The organism is Bacillus sp. SYZHCR11 (assembly GCF_057196865.1).
In genome coordinates this window covers 548002-561440 of the sequence record NZ_JBXUND010000001.1, presented here as the reverse complement: position 1 = coordinate 561440, position 13439 = coordinate 548002, and the positions used below count along the sequence as shown (strand labels likewise).

1 protein-coding gene is annotated in these 13439 nt (G+C 50.3%); it reads left to right on the top strand.

From position 1 onward, the window contains the following. Entirely contained in the window at positions 1–13425 is a 13425-nt protein-coding gene (locus AC2CGA_RS02425; RefSeq protein ID WP_484480117.1) for an SDR family NAD(P)-dependent oxidoreductase, read from the top strand. The last annotated feature ends 14 nt before the right edge of the window (positions 13426–13439 follow it).

Genomic DNA, 13439 nt, shown 5'->3' with positions numbered 1-13439 from the left:
GTGAAGAACTTCAATAAGCAAATCACTTTATCGCTGAAAAATCCGTTTATTTTACATCATGACGTTTACGGACAAAAAGTCCTTCCGGGATTGGCTTATATTGATATGTTTTATCAGATTTTCAAAGAGCGCGGCTATTCATACGACGGGCTTCAGCTGCGCCATTTATCCATATATCAGCCGCTTATCGCGAAAGAAGACAGCGCCGTCAAGCTTACGGTTGAATGTACAAAGGTAAAAGAAGGGCGCTGGAAACTTACCGCAAAAGGGGCTGAGGTCAGCGGCGGACGAGTCCAGCCGGAAGAACGTATTTACGTCAAAGCGGAAATGCACGAGACGGCACCCGCAGTTTTCAGTGACACGCTTGATCTTGACTCTGTCAAACGCGAGGCGGAACACACCATCGATTTAAATGAGCTGTATGCCCAATGCAGAAGCCAGGAATTGGTTCACAGCGGATATATGAAAGCGGAAGGAGAAGTGTTTGAGGAGCGGGACGGCGTCACCTTTGATGTATCGCTCGGAAAAGACGCGATGGGACAGGCCGAAGGGTTTTTGTTCCATCCGACTCTTCTTGACGGAAGCGGCGTCGGCGCAAACCTATTGATCTCCTCGCTGTTAAATGGGGAAAAGAGGCTGTTTCTGCCTCTTTTCTACGAATCTTTTACAGCTTCCGAACCTTTGCAGGCCGGCTGCATCACGAGGATCAAACGTTCGTCGCTTCGGCAGGAAAAAGAGCTCATTTACATTACACTGGAGTTTTTTAACACATCCGGCCGAAAAGTAGCCGAGCTGAAAGATTTCACAAGCAAGCTCGTGCGGGATGCCGAGCTGATCAATACAGACCGAAAGACTGCTGAGAAGCCTCCTGAAAAATCCGGTTTACCGGAAGTTGCGGCATCGCTTGAAGGCGGACACCCGCATGAGGAAGCAGAACGGTATGTCATGAATCTGATGGCTGAAAAAATCGGCAAGCCGCTTGAACAGATTGATTCTCAAGTCGGCTACTATGAAATGGGGCTGACATCGTCCGGACTGCTTGACGTCGTCGAAACGATCAGTGAAAAAATCGGCGAAACCCTTTCTCCGACTTTGCTGTTTGAATATACGACGGCATCAGAGCTGGCGGCTTTCCTGACAGAGCAGTACGGAAGCCATTTCAGCGCGTCTCCTGCAAAAATAGAGAAGCAGGTTGAGAAGCAAACAGAAAGAAGACGGAAAAGCAGTGTTCCGCAAGATGAAGATATCGCGATTATCGGCATGGCCGGCCGCTATCCGCAGGCCGAAAATATTCATGAATTCTGGGAAAACCTGAAAGAAGGAAAAAACTGTGTCACCGAAATTCCGGAGTCTCGATGGGACTGGCGCCGGTTTGAAAATGTAAAGTCGCCTTCCGGAAAGAGCATTTCAAAATGGGGCGGATTTATTGATGATCCGGATTGCTTTGATCCCCAATTTTTCCGGATTACGCCGCGGGAAGCTGAAACAATGGACCCTCAGGAACGGCTGTTTTTACAAACATGCTGGGAAACGATTGAGGATGCCGGATATACGCCGAAGTCGCTCGCAGAGGCGCGCGGACGGAATAAGAGACAGCGCGTCGGCGTCTTCGCAGGGGTGATGCATAAGGATTATACGTTGGTCGGGGCGGAAGCTTCTTCTGAAGATCATGTATTCCCGCTTTCTCTTAATTATGCGCAAATCGCAAACAGAGTTTCATATTTTTGCAATTTTCACGGGCCGAGCATGGCGGTCGATACGGTCTGTTCATCCTCGCTGACTGCGGTTCACCTTGCTGCGGAAAGCATTCGGCGCGGGGAATGTGAATCGGCGGTTGCCGGAGGGGTCAACTTGTCGCTGCATCCGAATAAATATCTGACATACGGTTTATGGGACATGTTTTCAACAGACGGGGTTTGTCATACATTCGGGAAAGACGGAGACGGCTATGTACCGGCTGAAGGAATCGGTGCCGTTTTATTAAAACCGCTGCGAGAGGCGGTAAAAGACGGAGACCGGATTTATGCGGTGATAAAGGGCAGTGCCGTCAACCACGTGGGGACAGTGAGCGGAATTTCCGTGCCGAGTCCTGTCGCGCAGGCCGATTTGATTGAAGAATGCCTGGACAAAGCGGGCATCGATCCGCGCACGGTCAGTTATATTGAGGCGCACGGGACGGGAACTTCTCTCGGCGATCCGATTGAGGTTCAAGGCCTTGTCAAGGCGTTCCGCCAGTACACACAGGACAAACAGTTCTGTTCGATCGGATCAGTGAAGTCCAATATCGGCCATGCGGAATCGGCGGCGGGCATCAGCGGCTTAAGCAAGGTTGCCCTGCAGCTTCACCATAAAACTTTGGTGCCGTCTCTTCATTCCGAGGAGCTGAATCCGTATTTAGATTTTGAACAATCACCGTTTTACGTCCAGCATCATACCGAAGCATGGCAGCAGCCATCAGTGACGGAAAACGGAAACGAGACCGTATATCCCCGGCGTGCGGGCATCAGTTCTTTCGGGGCGACAGGTTCAAACGTGCATCTCATTCTGGAGGAATTTATCCCTGAAGAATCACAGAGAACAGCGTATGAACCGGCAGAAGAACAGACTTTCATTTTCCCGGTTTCCGCCCGGAATGAAGAACGGCTAAAAGAGTATGTTGCGAAGCTGTCTGCATTTATTCATCCCGGCCTGCCGCTTGAGGATGCGGCGTATACACTTCAGATCGGCCGTGAACAGATGGAGGAGCGGGTTGCGTTCACCGCTCAGAATATGACACAGCTCAAAGAGCGGCTGGAAGGCTTTCTGGCGGGTAAAACGGTCAGCGGATGCTGGCGGAACCGAGCCGATAAAAGCAATCAGGCAGAGCTTGCTCCGGACTTGATACATAAATGGCTTTCTTCCGGGAGTCTGGAGATGATTGCCGAAAAGTGGACCGGCGGAGGAACGATGGATTGGAATCTCTTGTACGGTGAAAACAAACCGAATCGGATCAGCCTGCCGACATATCCGTTTGAAAAAATCCGGTATTGGGTGCCGAAGGCGGAGAAAAGAGAATCGCTGCCGCAAAAAAGGGCAGGCATGCTGCATCCGCTCCTTCATGAAAATGTATCAAACATGTCAGGTGTTCGTTTCCGGTCCTCTTTTAGCGGCGGAGAATTTTTCCTGAAAGATCACGTCGTCAAAAACGAGCGGACGTTACCGGGCGCGGCTTATCTGGAAATGGTCCGGGCGGCCGTTGAACACGCGGCAGAAACGAAGGAAGAAGGAACAGTCCGTCTGAAAAACGTCGTATGGATACGTCCGTTTACAGCGGCGGATGAATCCGCAGAACTGTATCTCCGTCTTTATGATGAAGAAAATGGGGAGATGGGCTTCACGGTTTACGGTGAATCGGCTTCCTCGGAACAAGAGCCCGTTCTCTATGCGCAAGGAAGCGCGGCGTTTGTCCGAGGGGGCGAACCGGCCAAAATCGAGATTGACAAATTAAGAGAGTCACGCCGTCTGATCACACCTGACGCTTGCTATCAGGCATACAAACAGATGGGGATTGAATACGGGGATGCTCACAAAGCGGTCACGAAAATCTATGCAAAAGACAGCAAAGTGCTCGCGAAGCTCTCACTCCCGTCATCTATTTCTCATACAAAAGATCAGTTTGTCCTCCATCCGAGCCTTTTGGATGCGGCTTTCCACGCGACAATCGGGTTAATGCTTGACAGAGACGGGAATGACATAAGGCCGATGCTGCCGTTTGCTCTCGAACAGATTGATGTGTTGAAAAGCTGTAAAAGCGATATGTGGGTTTCCATTGCGTACAGCGGCGAAAGCAAGCCAGAAGATGCCGTGCAGAAGCTGGATATTGATGTATGTGACGAACAAGGCAATGTATGTGTGAAAATGACTGGTTATTCCGCACGGGAAATTGAAACGGATAAAACAGATACACTATTTTTTGAACACGTATGGGAAGAGAAGGCCGCTGTACATGAAAAAGCGCCGACTCATTTCAAAGCCCGTCACGTGATGATATCAGACCGGTTTACGGATCAAATGAACAGCATACAGACAGACTTCAGCTGTCACGTGCTCCGTGATCAGCATAAGAGTGAAGACGACCGGTTTGAAGCTTGTGCGCTTCAGGCGTTCGAAGAAGTGAAGAAAATTCTCGCTTCAAATTCCGGCGGGCGCGAGCTCATTCAGATTGTCGTGCCTCAAGAAGCGGATACGCAGCTCCTTTGCGGCTTAACGGGGCTTTTGAAAACAGCGGCGCTTGAAAACCCGAACCTGACCGGCCAGCTGATTGAATTGGAGCCGGACGTCAAGGCAGACACGCTGTCCCGATATGTAAAAGAATGCAGCGCTCATCCTGATGACAAACATATTCGCTATGAAAACGGCAAGCGCTATACGGCACAATGGCAGGAAACAGGGCTTGAACAGTTCGGCGCCGAAAAGCCGTGGAAGGATAAAGGTGTTTATCTGATCACAGGCGGCGCGGGCGGACTCGGATTTTTATTCGCCAAAGAAATCGCCCGGCATGCAAAAGACGCCGTGCTTATTTTAACGGGGCGTTCTCTGTTGGATAACCGTAAAAAAGACCAGCTTCAAGAACTGTCCGATCTCGGCGCGGAAGCCGTGTACAAACAAACGGACATGACGGAAAAACAAGAAGTTCAATCGCTCACAGCGGACATCTGCCGGCAGTACGGCGGATTAAACGGTATCATACACAGCGCGGGAACGATAAAAGACAATTATATTCTGAAAAAGCACAAAGGTGAAATCCGTGATGTGCTGGCGCCGAAAGTCTCCGGACTGGTTCATCTTGATGAAGCGGCAAAGGACATTGAGCTTGATTTTCTGATTCTTTTCTCTTCCGGAGCCGGAAGCGCCGGAAGCGCGGGCCAGGCTGATTATGCGATGGCCAATGCGTTCATGAACGCCTTCAGTGAAAAAAGAAACCGTAAAAAAGCCCGAAATGAACGCTATGGACACACCCTTTCAATCTGCTGGCCGCTTTGGAAAGACGGCGGCATGACGGTTGATGCTGAAACGGAAGCGATGCTGACAAAAGAAAGCGGCATGGTCCCTATGAAAACAGAAAACGGCATCCATGCTTTGTACCGCGGGTGGGCGGCAAACACATCCCAAATCATGGTGACGGAAGGCTACGCCGCAAAAATCCGGGCGTTTCTGAAAAAATCAGCGGATGATCAGCCGGATAAGGGCAGCGAAACGGAAGAACCGGCAGGTCTTACGGCAGACGGAGAGAACATGCTTGCAGAAAAAACGGAGCATTTCTTGAAACATGTGCTTTCGGAAGTAACAAAACTTCCTGTCGGCAAAATTGACGCCAAGGCGCCTATGGAAGATTACGGAATTGATTCGATTATGATTATGCATTTGACGGGCCGGCTGGAAAAGAGCTTCGGTTCATTGTCAAAAACATTGTTTTTCGAATATCAGAATATCGAATTGCTGGCGCAGTATTTTATGAAAGCACACCGGGACATGCTGCTGGAAGTGACCGGGCTGAAAACAGAAGAAACCTCTGCAGCCAAACCGGCGCTGTCTGAGAAAGCCGAAATAAAGCCCGTTTCCAAACGGAATGAAGCCAAAAAAGGCTTTGCGCAAGTCCGCACAGACACGCGGAAAAATCCAGTGACGGAGCGTGAAGATATCGCGATTATCGGTATATCAGGACGATATCCGCAAGCCGAAAATCTTCAGGAATTTTGGAAGAACTTGAGTGAAGGCACTGACTGCATAACTGAAATTCCAAACGATCGCTGGGATCACAGTCTTTATTACGACGCTGATAAAGATAAAGAAGGCAAGACGTACGGAAAATGGGGAGGATTTTTGAAAGACGTGGACAAATTTGATCCGCAATTCTTCTCTATTTCGCCCCGGGATGCAAAATTGATGGACCCGCAGGAGCGGTTATTCCTGCAATGTGTCTACGAAACGATGGAAGATGCCGGTTACACGCGCAAAAAGCTCACGGAAAAATCGGGTGATTTGCTTGGCGCCAATGTCGGTGTTTACGTAGGCGTCATGTATGAGGAATATCAGCTTTACGGAGCCGAAGAACAGGCGCGCGGAAAATCGCTTGCGCTGACCGGAAATCCGTCATCTATTGCGAACAGGGCTTCCTATGTATTCGGTTTTAACGGTCCGAGCATGGCGCTGGATACGATGTGCTCTTCTTCTTTAACAGCCATTCATCTGGCATGCCAAAGCTTGCGGAACGGGGAATGCGAGACAGCATTTGCCGGGGGCGTCAATGTATCCGTTCATCCGAATAAATATTTGATGCTCGGCCAGAACAGATTTTTATCAAGCAAAGGCAGATGTGAAAGTTTCGGTGAAGGCGGGGACGGTTATGTGCCCGGTGAAGGAGTGGGAGCGGTACTCCTTAAGCCGCTTTCTAAAGCGAAAGCGGACGGTGATCATATTTACGGCCTGATCAAAGGAACGGCCGTGAACCATGATGGAAAAACAAACGGGTATTCCGTACCGAATCCGAACGCCCAAGCTGCGGTGATCAAACAGGCGTTAAAAGACGCGGGAACCGATCCGAGGGCGGTCAGCTACATCGAAGCCCACGGCACCGGGACTTCACTCGGTGATCCGATTGAAATCACGGGTCTGATAAAAGCCTTTTCAGAACAAACACAAGATAAACAGTTTTGTGCCATCGGCTCAGCAAAATCCAATATCGGGCACTGTGAAAGCGCGGCGGGCATCGCGGGTCTGACGAAGGTGCTCCTGCAAATGAAACATAAGAAACTCGCACCGTCACTGCATTCCCGGACGCTTAACCCGAATATTGATTTTCTCGCTACGCCGTTTAAAGTGCAGCAGACGCTTGAAGAGTGGAAAAGACCAGTCATAAATGAAAACGGAATAAATAAAGAACTGCCGAGAACCGCGGGGCTTTCCTCATTCGGAGCCGGGGGCGTCAACGCTCATATCGTCATCGAAGAATATACCGCTGATGAGGATAAGGAGACGGCTTTTGCCGCACCTCATCCGTCGATGATCGTCCTTTCCGCGAAAAATGAACAACGGCTTCAAAAACGGGCGGAACGTCTTCTTGATGCGCTGCGGAGCGGGCGTTACCGGGAAGCGGATCTGAGCCGGATCGCATATACGCTTCAAATCGGACGTGAACCGATGGAAGAGCGTCTCGGAATGATTGTCAGCAATTTGCGCGAGCTTGAAGAAAAGCTTGACGAATTTACGGGCGGCAAGGAGTCAATTGACCGGCTCTACCGCGGACAAGTCAAACAGAATAAAGACACGATGGCGCTGTTTGCGGCTGATGAGGACATGGAAAAAACCATTGAGGCATGGCTTGAAAAAGGCAAAGCCGCAAAGGTATTAGAGCTTTGGGTGAAGGGCCTTCCGCTGAATTGGGATAAGCTGTATCAAATGGGCAGACCGCAAAAAATCAGTCTCCCGGCCTACCCGTTTGCAAAAGACCGTTATTGGATCGACACATCAGCTGATGCAGCTGTCAAAAGACCGGCCGAAACACAGTCTGCGCCGATCGCACCGGCGGCCGTCCCGGAACCGGTCATTGAAGTAGCAACTCTTCATGAGGAGACTGCCAAAGAAAAACCGTCAAACATTTCATTGCAGCCTTTGAGCGGCGTGAAACCGAAAAGAACCGTACAATCTGCTTCCCGTCCGGCGGTATCCGCTGAAAAAGTAAGTGCCGAATTAACGGAAAGGTTGGCGGACGTGTTATATATGGATGCCGACGATATCGACGCAGATGACACATTTATTGATATCGGCATGGATTCAATCACAGGTCTTGAATGGATAAAGGCCGTTAATAAAGCGTACGGCACGTCCCTTACGGTGACGAAAGTATATGATTATCCGACAATCCGCCAGTTTGCGGCCTTCTTGCAAAAAGAACTCGGGACAGAACCGATCCTTGAGGAAGCAGCCGAACCGCAGAAAACAGAGGCCGTAAAAAAACCGTCAAACATACTGCTGCAGCCTTTAAACGCTCATAAGCAGCATGTGATACAAGCAGAAGCGGATATTCTGGAGGCGATGTCTGAAACGGCAGCTTCCGCCGAACCGGAAGAACCGATTGAAGCGGTGCATGACGAGTTATCAAAAGCACTGGCTGATGTATTGTACATGGAGCGGCATGAAGTGGATATTGATGAGGCCTTTATTGACCTCGGTATGGATTCGATTACCGGTCTTGAATGGATAAAGGCCGTCAATAAACGGTACGGCACGGACTGTAACGTAACGAAAGTGTATGATTATCCGACAATCCGTCAATTTGCCGATTTTCTGCGTACGCAGCCGTCCGTCCGCGGCAGAAAAAAACAGGCGGTTCCCGTACGTCCAAAGCCGCTTACACAGCAAGCCGCCCCGCAGGAGAAAACACCTGCCGAGCCGGAGAGATTAACGGTTCAAAAGGAACCTGAACCGGTGCAGGCCAAACGGGAGCCTAAAGACGAGATAGCGGACGCGATAGCCATCGTCGGCATGTCGGGCAAGTACCCGGATGCGCCGGACCTAAAGACATATTGGGACAACTTAGCCCGTGCGAAAAACGCCATTCGCGACATCCCGCTTTCCCGCTGGGATGTAAACAAATACTATGATCCGGCCTTAAACAAGAAGGGCAAAGTATACTGCAGATCAATCGGTATGCTTGACGGCATTGAAGAGTTTGATCCGCTGTTCTTTAATATTTCTCCGTCTGAAGCGGAACTTATGGACCCGCAGCACCGGATATTTTTACAGGAAGGTTTTAAAGCCTTTGAAGATGCGGGTTACAGCTCAAAAGAATTAAACGGAAAAAATTGCGGCGTTTATTTGGGGATTATGAACAATGAATACGGAATGATGTTAAACAAACATCAGACAGGAGGAAGCGCGACGGGCAACAGTTTCAGCATCGCGGCGGCCCGCCTTCCTTATTATCTCAATTTGAAAGGGCCGGCCATTCCGATCGATACGGCATGCTCTTCATCTCTCGTCGGGACTCATTTGGCTCGTCAGGCGCTGTTGAATCATGAAATTGACATGGCCCTTGTCGGCGGCGTCACCTTGTATTTAACGCCTGAATCATACATCAGCATGTGTGAAGCCGGAATGCTGTCTCCTGACGGCCAATGTAAAGCATTTGATAACAGTGCGAACGGATTTGTGCCTGGCGAAGGCGCGGGGGCGCTCGTTTTGAAGAGGCTGAAAGATGCGGAAGCCGATCAAGACCATATTTACGGAGTCATTATCGGATCTGGAATTAACCAAGACGGAAAAACCAACGGCATTACCGCACCAAGCGCGAAAAGCCAAATGGATTTAGAGCGTCAAGTGTATGAAGCGCACAACATCCACCCTGAGAGCATCACCTATGCGGAAATGCACGGCACCGGCACAAAGCAGGGGGATCCGATTGAATTAGAAGCCTTATCTTCTGTATTCAAGGAAAAAACGGACCGCAAACAATTTTGCGCCATCGGTTCGGTTAAATCGAATATCGGGCATACGTCGGCGGCGGCAGGTGTAGCAAGCGTACAGAAGGTTCTGCTGTCGATGAAGCACCAGCAGCTTGTGCCGACCCTTCATTTCAGCACGCCGAATGAACATTTTGATTTCGATGACTCGCCTTTATTTGTCAATACCGAACTTAAACCTTGGGAAACAGGCGGAGCACCGCGGCGGGCCTGCGTCAGCTCATTCGGCTACAGCGGCACAAACGCTCATCTCGTTATCGAAGAGTATCAGCCGAAAGACAGGGGAAGCCGCAAGTCTGATGAGACAAACATTTTTGTGCTGTCGGCGAAAAAAGCGCCGCAGGTAAAAACCTATGCTGAGTCTGTGATCGAATTTGCAAAAGCCAATCAGAATATCAATCTTTCGGATATGGCATACACGCTTCAGACCGGGCGTGATGCGATGGATTACCGTCTTGCGGTTACAGCCGGTTCGAGAGAAGAACTGATCAGCCGTTTAACCGATTTTGTAAACGGAAATACGGGTGAAGGGATATATGAAGCCCACATCAAAACGGCAAAAAAAGAAATCAAAGCATTTGAAACGGACGATGATCTGAAGCAGCTTGTCAGGTCGTGGTTCGATAAGAAAAAATACGCCAAAATAGCGGAATTGTGGGCCAAAGGGCTTCAGACGGACTGGGACAGACTCTATCAAGGCGAAAAACCCCGCAGAATCAGTCTGCCGGCTTACCCGTTTGCGAAGGAGCCGTACTGGCTGCCTGAGCCGAAAGCCGTACCGCAGGAAACAGAAGACCGGCGCAAGGCTGTGCTTTTAGAAAAGCAATGGGTTCCGTGTGAGATCGATTCGGCCGGTGAGAAAAGCGGCAGGACGGTCATGATTCTGGCTGATGCAAGAACAGCGGAACTTGCCGAAGAGACTGCGAAGCATTTCGCTGACTCGTTCATTCTCCCGGCCGCTGACGCTGACACTGCAGCTAGCGATTGGAATCACATAGATGGCGTAATCGATCTGACGGGATGCGGAGACGAAGACCCTTCACTGGAAGGGATCAGCCGGCTCCAGACTCTGATTGATACAAGCCGCCGGCAAGCGCGGCCGCTGACGCTGCTATATGTAACAAAAGGCTTGGAGCCATTTCAGCAGAAAACGATTCATCTTGCAGGAGCGGCAAAAAGCGGCCTGTACAGAATGCTTCAAAATGAGTATCAAAACGTGACGTCCAGACACATGGATGCCGATACAGATACGGATCAGCAGACGCTTGCCAAACAGATTGCAGATGAATTTTCGGCGGACAGCACAGAACCGGAAGTCTGCCGCCGAAACGGACAAAGATACCGTGCTTTGTTCAGCGAGATTCCAAGCGGGAAGCGAGCAGAACATAAGCCAGCACCGTTTCCTGAAGACCATGTGCTTTTCATTACCGGAGGGACGAGGGGACTGGGTCTCTTATGCGCCCGCCATTTCACAGAAAAACACGGCGTGAAAAAAGTAGTGCTGACAGGCAGGGAGCCGATTCCTCCCCGTCATAAACGGTCAGCCGTTAATACGAGGCTGAGAGAGAAGATACGGGCGATTGAAGAGCTTGAAGCAAAAGGAGTGCAAGTGGCGGTGATCAGTCTGAAATTGTCTGATCATGACGCGGCGGCAGCGGAAATTGAAACGATCCGGCGCACGATGGGACCGATCGGCGGCGTCATTCACTGTGCGGGATCGGTTAATTCAGTAAATCCGGCGTTTATCAGAAAGACTGCCGACGACATACAAGAAGTGCTTGAACCGAAAGTCGCCGGGCTTCAAACATTAAGCAGCCTTTTCACAAATGATCCTTTGCAATTTTTTGTCTTATTTTCTTCAGTATCTGCAGTCGTTCCGGCGCTCGCGGCGGGACAGTCGGATTATGCGATGGCAAATGCGTACATGGATTATTTCGCGGCGGCTCATCAGCATCAATATCCGTTAGTCAGCATTCAATGGCCGAACTGGAAGGAAACCGGATTGGGTGAAGTCCGCACAGAAAACCTGAAGCAGACCGGGCTGCTGGGACTGTCCAACGCGGAAGGACTTGACTTGCTGGACCGCATTTTATCTGAAAACATCCGCCCGTCCGTTCTGCCGGCTATCGTTGATCGGAGCGAATGGCATCCCGACAGGCTGCTCTGTCAAGAGAAAAAACAAAAAGAGACTGAAGCCGTAATAAACGGCAAAGACGCGGAAAAACATTCAGACAGAGAACTGCTTCTTGATACGAAGGCGTGGCTTGTGAAACTGTTTTCCGATGAGCTGAAAATCGCTCCGGATGAACTGGAAACAGACGAACCGTTTCAGGATTACGGGGTTGATTCGATCATTTTAGCGCAACTTTTACAGCAAATGAATCAAGCGCTCAAAGAGGATTTAGATCCGTCTGTCTTATATGAACATCCGACGATTGACGCGTTTGCCGAATGGCTTGTATCCAATGGGCAGCCGCTGCTTGCAGAAAGGGAGGAACCTGATACGGAAATGTTGGTTCCGGCTGCCGTACAAACGGTTCACACTGAGCAAAAGCGTGCTGCTGTAACTGAAGACATTGCCGTCGTCGGAATGAGCTGCCGTTTTCCGGGAGCGGAATCGTTAGAACAATATTGGGACTTGCTGAGAAGCGGCAGGTCCGCAATCGGCTCCGTCCCGGCGGAACGTTTCGGATATGCAAATCAATATGTTGCGGGATTGATTGACAATATGGATCACTTTGATTCCGAATTCTTTTTCATTCCGGAAAACGACGCGAAAGCGATGGACCCTCAGGCGTTGGCGGTGCTGGAAGAGAGCTTGAAACTTTGGTGCCATGCCGGCTATAACCGTGAAGAAATCAAGGGCATAGAGGCCGGTGTGTATATCGGAGGCCGCAGCCAGCATCAGCCTGATCCTGAAAGTCTTGCGAATACCCGCAACCCGATTGTTGCGGGCGGGCAGAATTATTTAGCGGCAAACGTTTCGCAATTTTTTGATCTGCGCGGGCCGAGTATCGTGCTTGATACGGCTTGTTCATCAGCTTTGACAGGAATGAACATGGCCGTTCAGGCACTGAGAAGCGGCGATATCAAAGCGGCGGTAGTTGGCGGCGTCAGCCTGCTGAACACGGATGCGGCGCACCGGATGTTCCAAGAGCGCGGGCTGTTAAACGAGAAACCGGCATTTCACGTATTTGACAAGCGTTCAGGCGGAGTGGTCCTCGGTGAAGGCGTCGGCATGGTGCTGTTAAAAACAGTAAGCCAGGCGCAAAAAGACGGCGATACGATACACGCGGTCATTAAGGCTGCCGCCATGAACAATGACGGCAGAACGGCAGGCCCGTCAGCCCCGAATATGCAGGCGCAAAAAGACGTTATGCAAAGCGCGCTTTTCAAAAGCGGCAAAAAGCCGGAAGACATCAGTTATATCGAAGCAAACGGATCGGGTTCCGCGGTGACTGATTTGCTTGAGCTGAAGGCGATTCAATCCGTATACCGCTCAGGTCCGCATGTTCCGCTCGGCATCGGGTCAATCAAGCCGAACATCGGGCATCCGCTTTGCGCAGAAGGCATCGCAAGCTTCATTAAAGTCGTATTAATGCTGAAGCATAAACAAACGGTTCCGTTTCTCTCAGGAGACGAACCGATGCCGCATTTTGATATAACAAAGACAGATTTTCACTTTCATAAAACAGCCGGCGAATGGGATGCAGCCAGACCGTCAGCAGCCATCAACTGCTTTGCCGACGGCGGAACGAACGCCCACGTCATTCTGGAAGCTTGGGAAGAAAAAGATACCCGATTGAAAAGAAAGCCGCTGCCGGTACCGTCATTAAGACGTAAGGCTCTGGTAAAAGAACCTGTCGTACGAGCGGAGAAACAAGAGCTTCCTGCGAAAAAAATGTTTTGGAAAGCATTTAAATAAGAGAGGAGTGGGAA